The following is a 19821-nucleotide window of genomic DNA, read 5'->3' on the forward strand; positions in this document are numbered from 1 at the left end:
GAGATATGGACAGGCTGATGGAGAAAATGTGAGATAAAAAACGAGTGAAGGAAATACTGTATAGACGTTTCCTTCACTCGAACATTTATTCTCTATTCTGTTTTAATGTTGTGTATGCCCGATTTTATCCATGTATGTAATGCCCAAAGCGGACAAAACGAACACAATATGAATACTAATTTGCATAATTGTGTGTTGTGTGTCAATATTCTCAGCTACAAATGTTTCCAATAAATGAACGGCAGAAATACTAATTAGCGAAATCATCAATTTGTGCTTTAATGCATTTGGATTTATCTTACCAAGATAACCGAACTGACAACTATCCTTGTCTTTCTCAATAATCTCCAGTCTGCTGACAAACGACCAGTATCCTCCAATTACGCACACAATGATTAAATTCAAAACCATTGAAACATCCACAATACCTATGGCCAGCATAAGCATCGTTTCTTCTGTGAAAGTCTCTATGTTTATCAGGCTATGTATGACTTCTTTACAAAAAACGTAAGAATACATTCCCATCACGACGCACATGCCAAGATATACAGGAACTTGAAGCCATCTACTTTGAAAGACACACCACTCTATCGCCTTTTCTAATTTATTACTCATGCTATTATTTTTAAAGTGCTTGTATCAAAAAGTTGACTATCTTTAAGTGACGCTGATGAATTTTCTCTTTGTCCCAAAGTAGGTCATTCTCCGTCATTCTCTGAACTTCTAACTGTTGCTGTAAGTGTGTATAGCTATCACGCTTTATCTGGAATCTGCCATTGCTCAATGACATATTATGACTGCCAGACAGCAGCAAATAGTTGCCCAAATTTTCCAAATATCGGTTATAGAAATCTTCATCATAAGAGCAATAACCATTATCTGCTTCTGTGTTTTCGGTCTGTGGTGCGATGTGTTCAAGGTGCGGAGTCTCAATGCTGTCATATCTAACAGGGTTATAACCTGATTTTCCACTTACTATCAGATGGTTTTCGTATTTCCATAAGAGAATTTTTGCTGTTTGATGATTCATCCCCATATTGAGACAACGAGCAAGCTCTCCGTTATTCCAAAATCCCCACCAATCATTTCGATTTTTTATCCATTCAATATGATTGACAACTGTCATTGCATCAGATTTCATTTCTTGATAGCATTTATTGAGGCGCCACAGTAAATTAGCACGAGTGCCGATAACACGATTGCGTAAGAATATTTGTTCTAAAGATTTTGCCAATAGGTTTAGTCCATCCTGTTCCATACCATTACGCATGGCTTTGATGATAAAGGGGAACATGATACCTTTGTCTGCCGAAACCAACAAGGCATGATAAGCCATATTTCTTTTTTCTTGCTGGAGAAATTTGGCAGCTTGGGCAAAGCATGAGGCCAATAAGCGTGTAAAGTCACGTATAAAAGCAATGCTATTGATTCCTTTACCTAAATGTTCATTTACAAAGTCTGTGGAGCTGATATCTTCCAAATTGTTTCTGAAAATCTTGACGGTATAATTCAGGATATTATCTTCATCGAGATAGCTCTCTATTTGTGAAATTGATTTATAGATATGCTCAAATCTTTCTGTTATTTCTGATAATATAGGATCTGTCTCCTCTGATGGCGCATGTAAATGTATATGATACATAAACTGAGCCTTAATGATTTCCAATTTGGTGGGTTTTTTCCCACGGTTGTTTTGGAAAATAAACATCTGTACAGCCTCTGCGGCATCTTTAACTACGTGTGTAGTGCATGAAGCATGGGTAATGGCGTTGAGAAGAGCTAGAAGATCTTTTTCTTCAATATCTGCAAGCTGTGCTGTAAAATAATCGAATGCAGCCACAATTCTCGCCTTTGAAAGCGTATCTATATCGCTATGATTATTGGATGTTTGTTCTATAACATAGTCTCGGAACATCTGATTGTCGTAATCCACAGTAGAAAAACGATATTGACTTCGCTGTTTAATTGTGTTGCAATAGGATATATACAAGTCATCATCGAAATCTTCCACCTTGTCTATATTTCTAATTTCTTTCAATCGTTTATAGAGAGTAGATAGAAATATAACAGTAGTTGTCAATCGCTGTTGTCCATCTATAATAGCATACTCATTCTCTCCTTTTTCCTCAAAAAGAAAATGTCCTAAATAGTATGGCGTAGAAGTATGACTGTTTACATAATCCTGTAAATCTGATAAGAATATATTGACTTGCTTCGCACTTTTGTTTGCACTATCTGTGTCCCATGAATAAGCACGTTGATAGTTAGGCACTGCAATACTCTTGCCCGAGAGCATTGCAGAAATATTAGTTAATGATTCCATTGTAAATTAGGTAGAACCAGTAAAGCTCGCACATGCCACTCTGCTGGTTAATATTGTTTAAACGTGTCTTTCACTAATTTTCTTGAATTTCATGTCGTAGGTAACGGCCCAACCGTTTTTGACAAAAACCATATATGTCCCTGTCGCATTTTTGAACATTCCAACACTGCTTTCGGATTTTTCTGCTATCTTTTGGAATGTTTCATCAACTGTTTTAAACCAGCCATTCTCGTAAAAAACCATAAATCTGTCTGTAAAGCCCTGAAGCTCACCCATTGAACTCTGGGACTTCTCTTGAATCCTTTTGCCAGACTCATTTAATGATTGATACCATCCATTTTTTAGAATTACATCTGCTATCATTTTATCTTCCCTAATTCGTGTCGGGCGCAACTGTTATTCCCTTACAGTTCCTATTGGGGTATTAGAGTATTCATGCAAGAAGCGTGGAACTGTATATCCACATCTTAATGTGAAGGTGGTCGGAATACCTCTATAGACAGATGTGAGAATAACAGCCCCACGCTATATGCGTGGAGACCATTAAGCCATCTCTTGTCTATATAAGTGAATAGTTTCCGACGCTTTTCACATACAAGAAGAAGACATAACGCCTCTTTTTTATCAAAAAATATGAGTATATAATACGCTCGACTGCAAAGATATAAATTTTTTGAGATATTCTGGAGGAAACTAATATTTTTGATGAAAAGCAACAAAGATTTTTCAAGAGAAGAGAAAAAGAAAACCCGCATCATTATTGATGCAGGTTTCTGTTTGTACGCTCGGCATGAGCATTATCTATCTCGGGTGGAAGTCCGAGTTAGCCCTAATAGCGGGAATTATATAGCCAAGAGCAAGGGTGTTCATTGTGAGGTGAAATCTAAAGGAAGCTGGCGGCAAACATCTGACCTAACGAACAGGAACTTCATATAAGGCATATAACCGTGGATAAGATTGCAAAACAAACCAAAGCCCTATAGCTATTCGGAACGGCTGGTCTAAATGAAGTAGGTATAAGATGGAAAGATAATGTTCTTATCCGAGGAGGTCTCACGGACGTTTCTAATAGTTGTTTTTACGAAAGAAGCGGAGTAAAGGTTGCCGTTAGAGGTTAGCAGAGGTCATAGTCCCCAAGGTACGTGTGCCTACACGTTCAGTGTAATAGTAAATGAATGTTACTCTACGAATCTCTTCGTCAGATATCCGAAAGGAGTTCTCTATCTAAGGCGATAGAACGGAATCCGACAATAGAATGGAAGTGACGTTACTCAAATGGATAGCTGAAAATAACTTGCCACATACCGTGAGGTGTAAAAGTATGAAAAACCGCCGTATGCCGAACGGCATGTACGGTGGTGTGGGAGGTCGGTAAATGTGAAAGTAGGAGGTAAATGCCTTTTATGAATAACATTTACCTCCTACCCGATTATGGTTTTTCTTACTCAAAAAGCCATCTCGGTAGCGATCTAATTATCAATAGCTATTAGATAGCAAAAATTGTCTTATAAGACAATTTCAAGAGTATTAGCATGGAATCAAATTTCAGTAAGCTTAGTTTATAATCTTTCTTTATACGTTTTTAGTAAAACTCTTATTTATATTGGATTTGATCTTGATTAAATAAATCTAACTGTTGCTCGTTAGCCTTAATTTTCTTATATTGTTTGGTACTGTTCTTAAAGGTATTGTCATCTTCCCACTGGAGAATATCTTTCACAGCATATTCAGGTTTTAAGTTTGTGTGTTCTCCATTCTCTACTTTCTTTTTTGTAATAGTAATAAGAGTACAAGTTATCACTGTATTTGTCCCAAATTTAATTTCATTATTATAAACTTGTTCCAAGAACTCCTTGTCTAAGACTTTGAAATCAATTGTTTTTCCTGAATAGTTTCCTTTCCAAACTTTTCCATGTCCTTGCTGTAAGACTGGCGAAAGAATACGAATTGTTGTTCCTGCTATTTCTGTTTTATCTTCGGTGGTAGTATCAGACAATATCTTTTTTGTGAAATCGGCTCTGACTAACCTATTTTTAGAAACTGTATTTAACTTTTACCCATGTTTCAGAGTTTTTATTGTACATAGCGAACTTACCTTTGTCGGCATGGAAATAGTCGTAGCCAGCGGTAAGCTCTATTTGGTCGTTAAGTGAATAGGAAGCCGAGCAACGATTGAAGATACCACCGTCTGTTACATCAATGTAGGCAAAGGTAGATATTTTCAGCGTGTTGTGTAGCAGTTCTTTTGCAAGCCGTGCGGTGGCAAGTCCTGCATTGTGATAGGCAGAAAGTCCGTCAAGGTTGCCCGAAGTGTATTTGTGGCAGTACTGAAGGCTTATGTTCCAGTTGTTGCTCAGATACAAATCAAGTCCTGCAAGGGCGTTGAGGGAGTTGCGTTGCACAGCATTTTGCCCCAAGATTACACTCTGCGCCTCGCCTATATAGTCGGCTATTTCGGCACGGACAACACACTTACCTATGGGCATAGAGCAGTCGGCACCGAGCATAGTCATACGGTGGTACTGACCGGTTATGAGAAGTGATTTTCCGTCAGCCGTCAGTTTAGTGCAAAAGGCAGGCTGCTTGTTCCACGTCCGCAAGCCACTCACAGAGAAATCTATTCCACTTAGGTTTACGCTTATGCGTCCGCCAAACTCCATATTCTTTAGTTGTTTTTTGGGTTTTCCGCTTTCTAAATCTATTGTATAGGGCAATTGTGAGGACGACAGGCGTATAGCCCATGGATTGCGCTTATCAGTGGGCAGTATGAAGAAATCGGTTACAGGATTGCATACAGCCTCAATCGTAACCATTTTTATTGTATACTTAGCACGTAGGGAATTGACAGGCATACGAATGTCGTCATAGTCCTGTGCGAGAAATTCGGTATAGTCGAACGGCGACACACAGTCGGTAAGTCGCAGTGCATCTGCTACCCCCCATACTACAATCTGCCTTCCTACACGCAGGTCAAGATTACCCTTTTCGTATGTAAGATAAGCCTCGCGCAGCTCCAGTTGCGTGTGTGCTTTGAGTATACCGTTGTAGATAGCGTTCAGTGACACAAAGAGTGAAGCTGCCCCTTTTTCAAGTTTCAGCTCTCCTCGTACTCGAGTCCTCGATGCCATCCACTCGGCTGTTCCCTCTGTCCTTATGGCGTGATAGGTATCAAGAAAACCTTTCAGCTGTAACTGTAAATTATTATCATTGGTAGTTTCGGCCGCTTCTTGCGAAACTCTTTCCGAACTATAGACAGTGTTTTCTAAATTGTTAATGCTATCTTTACAAACAATAGTGTCGTTCTCTGTTTGCAGTGTGTCTATTTGGGCTGATGCTTGTGCCGAGAACATAGGCACAAGCAATAGCATACATAACCAGAGTGTTTTCATATCAGAGTCCTTTCTCCAATTTGGAAACGGTGAAGAGGTTGGGTGCCACCTTGATGTTGAATCGCTGGTTATCCATGCGAATGATGGTCTTGTGACCCGTCTGCACATTTTCCATTAGCATGAGGTGCATCGTCCAGAATCCCTGTACTTTGTCGATATTGGAGATAGAGAGTCGGCGGTGTAGCTTGTTTAGTTTGTCGTAATATTCTGCCTTGACAGCCATCAAACAGTCCTGTCTTATCCACGTTACTCGACGTGCATAGATTTCGTCCTTGTCGTTAGGAATCGACTGCACCACCCAGCATCTGTGTCCGCCTAAGTTTTCTTCTCGCAGGAGCTGGTGTCGTTCCTCGTCTACACTGCGCATACTCATGTCGTTGTAGGTAAAGTCGCTACCCATAAAGTAGTCGGTCTTCGACGACTTACCGCTGATGCGTCTTGTCTTTTTCATGGCAGGCAGATAGAGCCACTTGTCGTCCACCTTACGAGGATTGTCGTACTCCCATGTGAGGAATCCTGTTCCCTTCACATCTCCGGGATAAGTGAAAAACATAATTTTCTTAGTGTCCTTGCCTATGTCCATTGCCCATGATTCGAGTTTTCTGATGCGCTTGTGTCCACTTCGCTGAATGAGTGTCATCTCTACGTTAGCGTAGCGTGTGTTGCCATCAGGTCTGTTTTTTACTTTTTGCATAATATCTCTACCAGACAGTCCTGCTGCCTGTGCGCTGCCAATTGCCAAAAGGGCGATGAGCAGCAATATAAAATTTCTTGTTTTCATATTTTTTGTTTTAATTGTTATTTTGAGTGTTGTTTATGTTTGCTTTCTCTTGCTTGAATATGTGGAGATAGTCTATGAGGATAGGGGTAAGGAAGAGGTCAGCCAATAAAGCCGATACCATTCCAGCCACTGCCAGTATGCCCCAATTGCACATTTGTGTGGCATCGGAGAAGACGAATCCCATGAATGTAGCCGAGATGACGACAGTGGACATTACAATGGCAAGTCCTTCGGTGCGGAAGGTGCGGTTGATGGCTGTTTTGTAGTTGCCATATTTGTCGTATGCCACATGACTGTGGTTAATGAAATGAATGGTGTCATCGACAGCGATACCCAATATCATCGGGATTAGCGAAGCGGTCATCATGTCGAGTGGGTAGCCGAGCCAGCCCATCATTCCACCTACGATAATGGCAGGGGCTATGTTGGGTATCATACCTACGAGTCCCACTTTCCAGTTTCCAAAAATCAGAACGAGGATAATGCCAATAACCAGTACCGATAGTATCATAGACCACATTTGCCCTCGCTCCACATACTGTTGCATGACGGTGAATTGTGGAACATTTCCCACTACTGAAACGTGTGCATCGGGGAAGAGACGGCTTGCCTCTGTCTGAAGGTTGTTCATTTCCTTTTCCGCTTCGTTGGAGTTGTAGTCTTTAAGTTCTATTTGTAGCCTTAGCCGTTTATAGTTGTAGTCCATCCAGTATTCCGACTCCGTTCCTCCAGCGTTTTCGTATAGTAACAGCAGTTGCGCTACCATATCGGCATTGTTGGGAATGGTGTAAAATTGTTGCTTGTTTCCGTTTAGAGTGCAATTCATGTCTTTCACAATGTCAGTGATGGAGTTGTGGCGTTTAGTTAGCTTGTAGCCATCAGCAATTTTTGATAATAGGTCGAGCTTCTGCAGATTTTCTGGTTTCTTGGCATCGTTGTCGTGCGGCAGCGTAATCATCAAATCGTAGGCATACATGGAGCCGAGTTCCGTTTCGCAAAGATTGAGGAATTTGTTGACGTAAGGCACTTTTCTACCCATTGTCTTCTCAATGTCGAACGCTGGTTCTATGAAGAATAGCCCGATACCACAGAAAATAGTCAGCACCACCGACAAAGCGACAATGCCTCGATGATTGCGTATGACAAAGCTCCCGAATCGCTCAAACCGATTGCCAATATAGCCCTCAAAACTTTTCGACATGTTGGCGGCTGGTCTTCTATCCTTGCCAAACGATAGCAGAATGGGAGTGATGAAGAGGCAGGTAATTAATACAGCGAGCAGACAGATTGATGTATTGAGGCCAATAGCCTGCATGGGTACGATGTTCATAGAAAGGAAAGTCATCATGGCAGCTACGGTGGTGAGTGCCGAGAGCGATACGCCCCAACCAGTCTCTCCCATAGCATCGATGATGGATAGCCTGCGCTTACCTGTTTCTACGAAGCGAGTCTTGAAGAAGTTGTATAGGTGTATGTTGTATGCAATGGAGCAAGCAAAGGTGAGAATGACGGCTATCATCATGGTTGTCATGTCTATGTAGATGCCTGTCCAGCCGATGATGCCAAAGCTGATGAGCAGTCCTAAGATAGATGTTAGCAATGGTGCTATTACTCCGCGTAGCGAACGAGTTACGATGAGCATTACCACAATAGAGATGATAAATGCGAAGAGGAACAATCGTCCCATTTCGCCCTTGAGATAGACCACCTTTTCATAGCTCAGATAAGGCATTCCTGCGGCAGCGGGCGATAGTTCTGCATATTTTTCCTTGCCTATGATATGTCCAGTTTCCCTGCCAGTAATCATGTCGGGAGCCATGTCGCTTGTCTTTTTCCAAACACTGTCTGCTGGAAAGGGACGCAGCTTTACCATTATCCATGTCATTGTTCCATCTGTCGATACCATTTTCTTCGCCAGATAGGGTTTGCTGTAAGCCTTTTGCTTGATTTTTTTCAGTCCAGCTGCATCCGATGGAATCTGCTCTGGTACAATCTGCTCTATGGTCATACCTTCTTCTGTACCAGAGGCAAACTCAATATCGGTGAGCGATGTTACCTTGTCGGCATACGATAAGCTATCTTTCAGTTCGTTGCTCAGCTCACGAATGAGCGTTAGACTGTGTTTGGAGAAGATATCCTTGTTCTTCACAAGCACTGCTACATAGTAGTCGTTACCAAAAATAGACTTGAATTCGTTGGTCTTTAGCAGCATGGGGTCGTCGCTTAGGAAATAGTCGTCGAACGAGGTTTTCATAACGATGCGCTTCGCTCCAACGAGCGAAAAGGTGATGACTACTACAAACAGCGCACCCACAACAAGCCGATGGCGCAAAATCAAGCTGGCCAACAGCCTGAAAAGGTTGTTTATTTTTTCTATTTTCATGATTTATTCCTTTTACGTTGTTTCTACTTTTGTTTATTATGAGATGTTTGTAGAAGTAGTATCTTGTTGCATTTTTACCATTTTGCAGAATACTCCACTTTGTGCCATTAGTTCGTCGGGTGTGCCCTGTTCTACTACTTTTCCGCCAGATAGCACTACTACATGATCGGCATTTCTGACGGTGCGCATACGGTGGGCAATGATGATGACGGTCTTGTTACGTACAAGTTCGGATATTCCAGCTTGTATTTTTGTTTCGTTTTCGGCATCTAAACTTGCAGTTGCTTCGTCTAAAAGTATTATAGGAGCGTTTTTCAGTAAGGCTCGTGCTATTGATATGCGTTGCCGTTCACCTCCAGAGAGCGTTTCTCCGTTTTCGCCTATTATGGTGTTATAACCTTGTGGCATACGACTGATAAAGTCATCGCACTGTGCTAACTGAGCGGCGTGCTTTATTTCTTCATCGGTGGCGTTGCGTTTTCCTATGCGTATGTTGTCGGCAACGGAGGCATTAAATAGCATAACGTCTTGGAACACTACGGCATAGTTTTCGAGTAATGTCTCTGGTTCTATGTCAGAGATGTCGTGTCCGCCCAGTGTTATCTTACCACTATTTGTGTCCCAAAAGCGTGCAGCGAGCTTGGCAGCAGTGCTTTTTCCTCCTCCAGATGATCCTACAAGTGCTGTTATTTCTCCTTGTCGTGCTGTGAACGAAACGTTTTGTAATACTTGTTTGTTACTTTCGTATGCAAAACATACATTGTGAAACTCAATGTCATAATTGGTAATGCTTACATCTTTCTTTCCCTCTTGTGTGGGCATAGCATTTATTTCTTTCATGCGTTTGATGCGAACATCTAAAAAGTTGAGTGTAACAATATTGGTACATACCTCCATTATGGGGTTGTACACCATAGCCGAGGCGATGAGGAAAGCAAAGTAGTGGAATATAGATACTTCTCCACGTTGTAAAAGCCATGCTCCCACAAGGATAACTGATGGCATACCTAACTTTATTAGTACAAAAGAAAAGTTTACTATAACACCTGCTATCGACTCATGTTTAATTAAATTTTTCTCATATTCTTTCAGTCTTTTATCAAAACTATTGTTATATGCTTCCTCTCCATTGTATGATTTTATTTCTTGTACACATTCTAAGCCCTCTTGTATTTGTTCTGTTACACCTCTTTTAATATGATATAACTTGTCATAGGCTTTCTCTAATCTTTGGCGTGCAAAAAATAATGTTACTATACTTAACGGAACTACATAGAATAGGGTAATGGCTAATCGCCAGTCGTAACAGAATAAGCCTATAGCTATGAGTGTTATGCTTGTCATAGACGCAAATATCTGTGGAATGGAGTGTGAAAAGATTTGTTCCAGCATGGTGCAGTCTTCCATTACCGTAGAGGTTAGATCTGACAAGTTACGTTCTCCAAAGAATGCCAAAGGTAGGCGGCGTAGCTTTTCAGCCATGCTTATGCGTCTTCGTGCGCTTTCAGCATAAATGGTGGTGTAGGTACTATCGTATTGCCATCGTGTAATAATAAACATTATTACAGCTAAGACAACAGCTAATATCAGGTAGAATACCAGTTGGTGATGTTGTGATAGCGAATTATTGTCAATGCGTTCTGTTAGGAAGAAAAACAAGTAGCATGGTGGCAGCATTAAAGCAAAGTTGAGCAATGTAGAAAATATGATGCCTCGTATCATGTCTTTTGCTCCTTTATTGGTAAGAGCAAAGCGTTGTTGAAGATATTTTATCATAGTGATATATGTTTTTTAGTGATGGGTTATAATTTCCAAGTAACTGACTTTTTGTATTCATTCCACATGTTATAATATAGTGTTTTTTTAGCTATAAGGTCGCTGTGTGTACCTTGCTCGGCTATTTTTCCGTTATCTATTACGACAATGTTGTCGGCTTCTTGCACGGTGGTTAGTCTATGTGCTATCATTAATACTGTTTTGCCATGCGTAAGATGTGATAGTGCTTTACGAATGAGATGTTCGTTTTCAGGGTCGGCAAAGGCAGTAGCTTCGTCGAGCACTATGATAGGTGCGTCTTTAAGTATGGCTCGGGCAAGTGTTATGCGCTGTTGTTCTCCTCCTGAGAGATAAGTACCCTCGCTACCTATTATAGTGTTTATGCCTTGTGGCAGATTGTTAATAATTTCGCGGCTCTGTGATAAATCAATAGCTCGGTTAATATCATCTGTTGTAGCATTTGGATTACCGTATCGTATGTTTTCTAATATAGATGTTTTAAATAGTCGTATGTTTTGGAATACGAACGACACGTTGCGCATAAGCTCGTCCTTGCTCATATTTCTTACATCTATGCCGCCTATGGTAATGCTGCCATGACATACGTCCCAAAAGCGGGGTATCAATCTTGCTATGGTGGTCTTTCCGCTACCCGATGCTCCTACAAGCGCAACGGTTTTTCCTTCGGGAATGGTAAGATTGATGTGGCTCACTGCGTCTTTGTTAGCTCCTTCGTAACGGAAAGATACATCGTGAAGACTAATGTCAAACTTTTTAGATGTTTGTGCTTTTGTGCTTTCTGAAAGTGGTTTTACACATACAAGCCCTTCCAGTCTGCTTAATGCTTCTTTAGCCATAAATAGATGTTGTCCGAGGTACATTGCCCGCATTATGTTTAACGCTATGACAGGTGATATGAGGACATATAATATAATATCCGATATTACTATCCCTGCTTGTTTTCCATGCCCTATGAGTATGATTCCAACGGGTATAAGAAAGAATGCCAAAGCGTTTATAATGGTGGTGTAAGCAGACATTGGTGTGCGCCACATAAGAACAAATTTAGTACTAAGGTCGCGGTAGCTAATAATGCTGTTGTAGAATTTTTTGAAAGAGAATACTGTTTGTTGAAATACTTTTACTACAGGAATACCTCTTACATATTCCACAGCCTCTGCACTCATCTTTTCTTGTGCGTCGAGATATTGTCGCTGGAATTGGTAGTTTTTGCCGCCCATCATAAATCCCATTATGCCAAATGCGCATACTATGGGCACCATTGACGCTAATCCAAGTTGCCAGTCTATTACGAGAAGAAGTATTATTACTCCAATGGGGGCTACTATGGAGCTTGCTACGTCTGGCAATATGTGTGCTACAAACTGGTGGGTCTGTGCAGAATCTTCATCTATGATTTTGCGCATACGCCCCGTGTTTTGAGTATCGAAGAAGCCTATAGGAGCTTTTAAAAGCTGTTTCATACCCTTACGTCTCATGTTGGTTTCCACACGAAAGGCAGCTAAGTGTGAGAACATCAGGGCAATGAAATATAGCAACACGTTTGCCACCGATATGAGGAAAGCCCATAAGGCATAGTCTATAAGTGGTGTGCTTGAGAGGTTGCCTTTAGCTGTTAGTAGTGTGCGTACTATTATCCATAACAGGATAAATGGAATTAGGGATAGCAGTCCGTTTATTGCCGATAGCCCTACGGAGCATGGCAGCAAGTATTTGCGCCCTCCCATGTAAGCTCCTAAACGTTTTAGTGTTGTTATCATATATACTTGTTAAAAAAAATAGTTTTATGGTTTCAGTAATGCTTTCCATCCTGCCATGCTAAAGTCCATGTACTGCTCCATGGCAACTTTGATATCCTCGTCGCTGTAATCTTCGTGTTCTACTATCTCGCAGAAAACTGTTATCCACGTAGAACAAGTGATGTGAATTAGCAGCGGTGATATGTTGCTGTTAAGATGTGGATAGCGTTCCTTCATTAAGCGTATGTATTCTATACCCACTTGCATTTGTCTATCTATCATTTTTTCTTTATACCCTTGTAATGATGTTCCTTCCGATTTGAATAGAAGTAGGCGTAACTCTGGACGAAAATCCTTTATAATGGATAACATGTCTAAGATATAATCTATTTGTCGTTGCCTCATACTGAAAACATCTATTGAGAGGAATTTTTCATCATTATGTGATAGTATGTGTTTGTTAAGTGTTTTGATAAGAGGAGAAAGCACTTCACAAAACAATTTGTCTTTACTACGAAAGTAATTATATATGTTGCCAACGGCAATACCTGCCTTTCGTGCCACTGTGCGAATGGAAGTATCTCTTACGCCGTGTGCAAGAAACTCCTCTCGAGCAATGTTTAAAATGCGTTGCTTTATGTCGTTTTTTAATATCTGCATAATCAATAATAAAAGCTATGAGTAAGTATTAGGAAAGTAATTGTTTGTTAATAATGAACAATGTTTCGTTATGTTCATAAAAAAAGCGCACCGTTTTTTTGAACGGTGCGCCTGGTTTAAAGAGATTCTATTTTCCAGTGATATGTAATGTTTACTTTTTATCATCAGCATGGATAATTAATTCAATGCAAAGATAATAATGGATTTATAATGTAACAATACCAAAAAATAGGTATTTTGCTATTTTTGAAAAATAACTTTTTATAAGTGAATTGTAAATATTAAAATTCTTATTTTTTATTCTGTCTTTATTTCATAACTTTTACTTTCATGAAAAATAATATAATATTAACTAAACTGTTGATGTATAATAAGTTTATTAGTGCTTAAAGAATAGTTTTGTAGACAAAAAAAATGGTGTTTGTAGAGATAAAAGACAATGTATAAGAATGAAAAATAAGTTATTTTTTGAGTGTTTTTAATTTATTTTTCCATTAAAAATAACCTATTTTTGTTTTTCAAATATATCTTGTTTTTACATTAAATATTACTTATTATTGTGTAATAGCTTAGTTTTAGTAAGTTGAAACCGTGTTTTCTTTCTTGTTTAAATATCATTATTATAAGGTATATGATTATAATTTGTTTTTTTTGATGGAGAAAATATCTTTAAAAACAAATAGTTTGTCGGAAATTATTTGTATTTTTGCCATACGAGTTGTTGAGTTTGCTGTTATTTTTTTTAGATACTACGCTAAGTAAAATTCACGACTTGTTAAGATTATGAGCAATTATACAGTTGTTCAGGCACTTATTCTGCTGAAAATTAATTTATTACGGTATACAAAATAACTTATGTATTAAAATGAAACATAATTTTGATTTTCTTGTTATCGGTAGTGGAATAGCAGGAATGAGTTTTGCACTTAAAGCTGCAAACAGTGGTAAAGGGAAAGTTGCCTTAATATGTAAGACATCACTTGAAGAATCTAACACGTCTAAAGCGCAAGGAGGTATAGCTTCTGTAACAAATTTTAAGGTGGACGACTTTGAAAAGCATATAGAAGATACCATGATAGCTGGCGACTTTATTTCAGACAGAAAAGCCGTAGAGAACGTTGTTCGTAATGCTCCTGAAGCTATAAAAGATTTAGTAGAGTGGGGAGTAAATTTCGACAAAACTCCTCAAGGAAACTATGATTTGCATAAAGAAGGTGGTCATAGCGAGTTTCGTATTCTTCATCATGCTGATGATACAGGTAACGAAATTCAGAAAAAACTATTGGAAGCAGTAAAGCAAAATAAGAATATAACAGTTTTTGAACACTATTATGCTGTAGAAATAATTACTCAACACCATTTAGGAGTAAAAGTAACTCGTAAGACACCAGACATAGAATGTTTTGGAGCGTATGTGCTAAATCCTGAAACAAATAAGGTGGACACATTCCTTAGTAAAGTAACGGTTATGGCTACAGGAGGAGTAGGTGCTATATATGCTACAACATCTAATCCTAATATAGCCACAGGTGATGGTATAGCTATGGTTTATAGAGCTAAAGGCACAGTTAAAGATATGGAGTTTGTGCAATTTCACCCAACAGTATTATTTAATCCAGCAGAAACTCACCCCGCATATCTTATTACAGAAGCAATGAGAGGCTATGGGGCTATTTTACGTTTACCTACGGGAGAGGAGTTTATGCATAAATACGACCCACGTTTATCGTTAGCACCAAGAGATATCGTTGCAAGAGCCATTGATAGAGAGATGAAAATACATGGGCTTAATCATGTATGTTTAGATGTAACGCATAAAGATGCAAATGAAACACGTAAGCATTTCCCTAATATATATGAAAAATGTTTATCAATAGGTATTGATATTACAAAACAATATATTCCTGTTTGTCCAAGTGCACATTATATGTGCGGAGGAATTAAGGTAGATTTAAACGGGGAAAGCTCTATAAAGAGATTATATGCCATTGGAGAATGTTCTTGCACAGGGTTACATGGCGGTAACAGATTGGCGAGCAACTCTTTAATAGAGGCTGTAGTATATGCTAAGTCAGCCTTTAACCATGTTATGAAAGTAATAGACGGTTATAGTATAAACGATTCTGTTCCTCTTTGGAATGATGATGGTACTATGACTAATGAGGAGAAAGTTTTGATAGCTCAAGATGAGCGAGAGGTGGGGCAAATAATGTCGAACTATGTAGGTATAGTGCGTAGCAACCTTCGTTTGCAAAGAGCTTTAAAACGTCTTGATTTGTTATATGAAGAAACGGAAGAATTGTTTAAGCGTGTAAAACCAACAAAAGACATTTGTGAATTAAGAAATATGATAAATGTTGGTTATCTTATAGCACGTCAGGCTATAGAGCGTAAAGAGAGTAGAGGGCTTCATTATACAATAGATTATCCGAGGCATGATTAAAATAAAATAACGCCGTAAGAATAAAAAAAAAGTTATGATAAAACAGGAATGGATAGATAAAGGTTTTATCGATGAGCCTATACCTGATAAAGCAAACATTAAAAGCGAAATACGCAAGCTGTGTAAAGAAAAAGATGCTATCATCATGGCTCATTATTATACGGAGAGTATAATACAAGAAGTAGCTGATTTTGTAGGAGATAGTCTTGCTTTGGCTCAAAAAGCAGCAGCTACTGACGCTAAAATAATAGTTATGTGTGGTGTGCATTTTATGGGAGAAACAAATAAAATACTTTGTCCGGACAAAGTAGTTCTTGTTCCAGATTTGAATGCATCTTGCTCTTTGGCAGAAAGCTGCCCAGCTGATGAATTTAAAAAGTTTGTAAAAGCCCATCCTCATCATGTTGTTATTAGTTATGTTAATACTACTGCAGCAACTAAAGCTGTTACTGATGTTGTTGTAACAAGTAGTAATGCAAGGCAAATAGTAGAGTCGTTTCCTAAAGATACACCTATAATCTTTGGGCCTGATGAAAACTTGGGTAGTTATATTAACAAGCTAACAGGTAGAAATATGTTACTTTGGAACGGAGCATGTCATGTACATGAAAAATTTTCTGTAGAGAGAATATTAGAATTAAAAAAGGATTTTCCAAAGGCTAAGATACTGGCACACCCGGAATGTAAAGGTCCTATATTAAGATTAGCTGATAAAGTGGGTAGTACAGCAGCATTATTGAAGTTTAGTATTACTGATAGTGCTAAAGAATTTATTGTTGCAACAGAAAGTGGAATATTACATGAAATGCAGAAATCGGCACCGCAAAAAACATTTATACCAGCCCCGCCAGATGATAGTACTTGTGCATGTAATGAGTGTAATTTTATGAAATTGATAACTATAGAAAAGTTATATAATTGCTTGAAGTATGAGTGGCCTAATATAGAGGTAGATAAAGATATAGCCGAAAAAGCTATAAGACCTATAAATAAGATGTTAGAAATATCAAAAAGATTAAGATTATAAGAATATAGGAGTATAATATATGTTTTCAAAAAAAGAATGTAATAGGAGATTATTAGAACTTTCTTTTAACGAGGATATAGGTGATGGAGATCATACCACCCTTTGTTGTATAGACAAAGATGCTATAGGTGAAAGCAAGTTGTTAATAAAAGAAGAAGGAATATTTGCAGGTATAAACATTGCAAAAGAAATATTTCACATGTTTGATCCAGAGCTTGAGGTAGTAGTCTTTATTAACGATGGCGAAAAAGTTAAGCCGGGCGATATTGTACTATCTGTAAAAGGTAAAGTTCAAAGTATATTGCAAACGGAAAGACTTCTTTTAAATGTTCTTCAAAGAATGAGTGGTATTGCAACAATGACGCATAAGTATCAACAAGCTTTGATAGATGCAGGAACAAAGACACGAGTTCTGGATACAAGGAAGACTACACCGGGCATGAGAATGTTAGAAAAGGAAGCTGTAAAAATAGGTGGAGGAATGAATCACCGAATAGGCTTATTTGATATGATACTACTAAAAGATAATCATATAGACTTCTGTGGAGGTGTACATAACGCTATATCAAAAGCAAAGAAATATTGCAAAGATAAAGGGAAAGACTTAAAGATAGAGTGTGAAGTTCGTGATTTTAAAGAATTAGAAGAGGCTCTATTGGAAGGGTGTGATAGGATAATGTTTGACAATTTCACACCAGAAGAAACTGCAAAAGCGGTAAAGATAGTAAATGGAAGATGTGAAACAGAGTCGAGTGGAGGTATAACTTATGAAAATATGATACCATATGCTAAGGCTGGAGTTGATTTCATTTCCTTTGGAGCATTAACGCATAGCGTAAAGTGCTTAGACATGAGCCTGAAAGCAACAGGAAGCAGTAAGCTGAAAATATAGAAACGATAAGAGCTTTATTAAAAGATCATTATTAAAGCTATGTTTATATGATAGTCTTAATGTAAGTAAGCATATTATTATATTATAGCTATAATAGTATAGCTTACTTTCTAATGAATACTATTTCTTTAGGTATTTTTAGCCATTTGTTGTTTACTACTATCTTTATAGTACTGCCAGAAAGCTGCTTTAGAGAGTATGTGCCATTCTTGTTAATACGTAATTCGGCTGTTAAATCTTCTGAACCATAATCGTTTATGATGATAAGTTTGGCTGTATTTCCCTTTATTGTGGCTTCTGAAATTATCCATTTGCGTGTATCACGCTTTGCACCAAAATATCCAGGTAGGTTTCCTAATATCTCCTGACCAGGTATTTTGATGCTGTTTTTTATAAAATCAATATCCAGCCATACCTGATATTCATCGTTTACCAAATGAGCTTTAAAAGGATTTACTCCAGTAGTAAGTGCTGATGATTGGTTGTTTTGTTTATTATCTACCGTTTGTGCTTTTATCGTTAATGATAAAGAGATGAGTGTTATTATAGATATTATTTTTGCTTTTTTCATAACTTTTTCGCTTATTTTTTGCAAAGATACTATTTTAAATCAAGTAATTATATAAGGTTTCACAAAATAAAAGGTTTAAAATTGCGCTTTCTTTTTATTTATGGTATCTTTGTACCCCAAAGTATTTAGTAATAATATAGGTTATAAAAATGTTATTTCCGGATTTTATCTTTGAAACTAGTTGGGAAGTATGTAATAAAGTAGGCGGTATTTATACTGTTCTTTCAACACGTTCTAAGACGTTGCAAGAAAGATTAAAAGATAATTTGATATTTATAGGTCCTGATTTTAGTGGAGGAGATAATTCATTATATTTTAAAGAAGATGATACTCTTTATGTTTCTTGGCAGAAGAAAGCTAAGGAAGAAGGGCTTAAAGTAAAGGTTGGACGTTGGGATATTCCAGGTCGTCCAGTTGCTTTTTTGGTAGCTTATAATCATTTAAATAGTATAAAAAACGATTTTTTTACCCAGTTATGGAATACATATCAGGTAGATAGTCTGCATGCTTATGGCGATTATGACGAATCGGCACTGTTTTCTTTGGCAGTATCTCAGGTAGTAGAAAGCTTCTATCGTTTTTATTTATCTAAAGAAAATAAGGTGGTTTTTCATGCTAATGAGTGGCAAACGGGTTTTGCTGCTCTATTACTTCAGCAGTCTCTACCCGAAGTAGCGACCATCTTTACAACTCATGCTACTTGTATTGGGCGTAGTATTGCAGGTAATAATAAGCCTCTTTATGATTATCTTTGGGCTTATAATGGCGACCAAATGGCTCGTGAATTGAATATGGAAAGTAAGCATTCCATTGAAAAAAGTACAGCTCATAATGTAGATTGTTTTACAACAGTGAGCGATATTACTGCAAAGGAATGTGCAGAGTTGCTTGATAAACCTGTAGATGTGGTACTACCAAATGGGTTTGAAGATGGGTTTGTACCAAAGGGAAGTGCTTTTGTAAAGCATCGTTCTTTAGCACGGAAGAGGTTATTGGAAGTTGCAAATGCTCTTTTAGGAACTCGTCTTGGGAATGATACGCTTATAATATCTACATCGGGTAGGTATGAGTTTCGTAATAAAGGAATAGATGTTTTTATAGATTCTCTCAACAGTCTTAGTAAAGATTCTTATTTCGATAGAGAAGTTGTGGCATTTATAGAAGTACCTGCTTGGGTTAATAGTCCTCGACAAGATCTAATAGAAAGGTTGCAAAGTGGAGATAAATATACCAATCCTTTAGATGCTCCTTATATTACCCATTGGCTGAATAATGGAGAAGAAGATAGTATATTAAACAAGTTTCGTTCTCTGAATATATCTAATGGAGGAGATAGTAAGGTGAAGATTATCTTTATACCGTGTTATCTAACAGGTAATGATGGCGTGTTTAATATGGATTATTACGACCTTATTATAGGTAATGATCTTTGTGTATATCCATCTTATTATGAGCCGTGGGGATATACACCGTTAGAGTCTGTTGCTTTTAAAGTGCCTTGTATAACCACTAATCTCGCAGGTTTTGGCTTATGGGCAAATAAGGAGAATAATGGTAAAAGTACGATAGAAGACGGTGTAGAGGTAGTGTATCGTACTGATTATAACTATAATGAAGTTATAGAGGAGATTAAATCAGCGATAGTTAAATATGCTGCAATGGATAGTAAAGAGGCTAATAAATGCAGGAATGCAGCTTATAAATTGTCGAAAAAAGCTCTTTGGAGCAAATTTATAAAGTATTACGATGTAGCTTATGATTATGCTTTGCGTAAGGGACACGATCGTTTGGCAGCATTAGAAATAATAGAATAATA

General features: G+C 38.1%; 15 protein-coding genes. 4 read left to right on the forward strand and 11 right to left on the reverse strand.

Annotated elements, in window-relative coordinates:
* Window positions 1–102 precede the first annotated feature (102 nt).
* From HMPREF9018_RS02770 to HMPREF9018_RS02815, 10 genes are all read right to left on the reverse strand, one after another.
* Entirely contained in the window at window positions 103–615 is a 513-nt protein-coding gene (locus HMPREF9018_RS02770; RefSeq protein ID WP_008448034.1) for a TIGR00645 family protein, read from the reverse strand.
* Between the two features lie 10 nt (window positions 616–625).
* A complete protein-coding gene (locus HMPREF9018_RS02775) occupies window positions 626–2323 on the reverse strand; it encodes a DUF262 domain-containing protein (RefSeq protein ID WP_008447942.1) in 1698 nt (565 codons plus the stop codon).
* A gap of 57 nt (window positions 2324–2380) precedes the next feature.
* The gene (locus HMPREF9018_RS02780) at window positions 2381–2686 is read right to left on the reverse strand and encodes a hypothetical protein (protein ID WP_019035815.1); all 306 of its coding nucleotides are present in this window, start codon (window positions 2684–2686) and stop codon (window positions 2381–2383) included.
* Between the two features lie 1231 nt (window positions 2687–3917).
* Window positions 3918–4319, reverse strand: a complete 402-nt coding sequence (locus HMPREF9018_RS02785) for a hypothetical protein (protein WP_008447935.1) — start codon at window positions 4317–4319, stop codon at window positions 3918–3920.
* 37 nt (window positions 4320–4356) lie between these two features.
* Entirely contained in the window at window positions 4357–5712 is a 1356-nt protein-coding gene (locus tag HMPREF9018_RS02790; RefSeq protein WP_039864162.1) for a DUF1302 family protein, read from the reverse strand.
* A 1-nt stretch (window position 5713) separates the two neighbouring features.
* Entirely contained in the window at window positions 5714–6493 is a 780-nt protein-coding gene (locus HMPREF9018_RS02795; RefSeq protein ID WP_008448064.1) for an outer membrane lipoprotein-sorting protein, read from the reverse strand.
* A 10-nt stretch (window positions 6494–6503) separates the two neighbouring features.
* A complete protein-coding gene (locus HMPREF9018_RS02800; RefSeq protein ID WP_008447974.1) occupies window positions 6504–8876 on the reverse strand; it encodes an efflux RND transporter permease subunit in 2373 nt (790 codons plus the stop codon).
* A gap of 36 nt (window positions 8877–8912) precedes the next feature.
* Window positions 8913–10652, reverse strand: coding sequence for an ABC transporter ATP-binding protein (locus HMPREF9018_RS02805; protein ID WP_008447950.1), 1740 nt, complete (start codon window positions 10650–10652; stop codon window positions 8913–8915).
* 26 nt (window positions 10653–10678) lie between these two features.
* Window positions 10679–12433: an ABC transporter ATP-binding protein gene (locus HMPREF9018_RS02810; RefSeq protein WP_008447932.1), complete on the reverse strand. Its 1755-nt coding sequence runs from the start codon at window positions 12431–12433 to the stop codon at window positions 10679–10681.
* A gap of 24 nt (window positions 12434–12457) precedes the next feature.
* A complete protein-coding gene (locus HMPREF9018_RS02815) occupies window positions 12458–13072 on the reverse strand; it encodes a TetR/AcrR family transcriptional regulator (RefSeq protein WP_008448030.1) in 615 nt (204 codons plus the stop codon).
* Window positions 13073–13937: 865 nt separating this feature from the next.
* Between HMPREF9018_RS02815 and nadB the strand changes: the two genes are divergently transcribed.
* From nadB to nadC, 3 genes are read left to right on the forward strand one after another with little or no spacing between them, the layout of a single operon-like run.
* Window positions 13938–15515 carry an L-aspartate oxidase gene (nadB, locus tag HMPREF9018_RS02820; RefSeq protein WP_008448044.1) on the forward strand — a complete coding sequence of 526 codons (1578 nt, stop codon included), beginning with the start codon at window positions 13938–13940 and terminating at the stop codon, window positions 15513–15515.
* A 34-nt stretch (window positions 15516–15549) separates the two neighbouring features.
* Complete coding sequence (nadA, locus tag HMPREF9018_RS02825; RefSeq protein ID WP_008447992.1) at window positions 15550–16542, forward strand: quinolinate synthase NadA; 993 nt, start codon at window positions 15550–15552, stop codon at window positions 16540–16542.
* A 19-nt stretch (window positions 16543–16561) separates the two neighbouring features.
* Complete coding sequence (gene nadC / locus HMPREF9018_RS02830) at window positions 16562–17434, forward strand: carboxylating nicotinate-nucleotide diphosphorylase (RefSeq protein ID WP_008448000.1); 873 nt, start codon at window positions 16562–16564, stop codon at window positions 17432–17434.
* Window positions 17435–17537: 103 nt separating this feature from the next.
* Here nadC and HMPREF9018_RS02835 read toward each other — a convergent pair whose 3' ends face one another.
* Entirely contained in the window at window positions 17538–18005 is a 468-nt protein-coding gene (locus tag HMPREF9018_RS02835; protein ID WP_039864164.1) for a hypothetical protein, read from the reverse strand.
* 149 nt (window positions 18006–18154) lie between these two features.
* Between HMPREF9018_RS02835 and HMPREF9018_RS02840 the strand changes: the two genes are divergently transcribed.
* A complete protein-coding gene (locus HMPREF9018_RS02840; RefSeq protein ID WP_008447970.1) occupies window positions 18155–19819 on the forward strand; it encodes a glycogen/starch synthase in 1665 nt (554 codons plus the stop codon).
* Window positions 19820–19821: the final 2 nt, after the last annotated feature.

It is taken from the genome of Prevotella amnii CRIS 21A-A (assembly GCF_000177355.1).
GTDB classification, from domain to species: Bacteria; Bacteroidota; Bacteroidia; order Bacteroidales; family Bacteroidaceae; genus Prevotella; species Prevotella amnii.

Coding starts and splice junctions, on each gene's coding strand:
- HMPREF9018_RS02770 (WP_008448034.1), bottom strand. CDS start 615: ATGAGTAATAAATTAGAAAAGGCGATAGAGTGGTGTGTCTTTCAAAGT.
- HMPREF9018_RS02775 (WP_008447942.1), bottom strand. CDS start 2,323: ATGGAATCATTAACTAATATTTCTGCAATGCTCTCGGGCAAGAGTATT.
- HMPREF9018_RS02780 (WP_019035815.1), bottom strand. CDS start 2,686: ATGATAGCAGATGTAATTCTAAAAAATGGATGGTATCAATCATTAAAT.
- HMPREF9018_RS02790 (WP_039864162.1), bottom strand. CDS start 5,712: ATGAAAACACTCTGGTTATGTATGCTATTGCTTGTGCCTATGTTCTCG.
- HMPREF9018_RS02795 (WP_008448064.1), bottom strand. CDS start 6,493: ATGAAAACAAGAAATTTTATATTGCTGCTCATCGCCCTTTTGGCAATT.
- HMPREF9018_RS02800 (WP_008447974.1), bottom strand. CDS start 8,876: ATGAAAATAGAAAAAATAAACAACCTTTTCAGGCTGTTGGCCAGCTTG.
- HMPREF9018_RS02805 (WP_008447950.1), bottom strand. CDS start 10,652: ATGATAAAATATCTTCAACAACGCTTTGCTCTTACCAATAAAGGAGCA.
- HMPREF9018_RS02810 (WP_008447932.1), bottom strand. CDS start 12,433: ATGATAACAACACTAAAACGTTTAGGAGCTTACATGGGAGGGCGCAAA.
- HMPREF9018_RS02815 (WP_008448030.1), bottom strand. CDS start 13,072: ATGCAGATATTAAAAAACGACATAAAGCAACGCATTTTAAACATTGCT.
- nadB (WP_008448044.1), top strand. CDS start 13,938: ATGAAACATAATTTTGATTTTCTTGTTATCGGTAGTGGAATAGCAGGA.
- nadA (WP_008447992.1), top strand. CDS start 15,550: ATGATAAAACAGGAATGGATAGATAAAGGTTTTATCGATGAGCCTATA.
- nadC (WP_008448000.1), top strand. CDS start 16,562: ATGTTTTCAAAAAAAGAATGTAATAGGAGATTATTAGAACTTTCTTTT.
- HMPREF9018_RS02835 (WP_039864164.1), bottom strand. CDS start 18,005: ATGAAAAAAGCAAAAATAATATCTATAATAACACTCATCTCTTTATCA.
- HMPREF9018_RS02840 (WP_008447970.1), top strand. CDS start 18,155: ATGTTATTTCCGGATTTTATCTTTGAAACTAGTTGGGAAGTATGTAAT.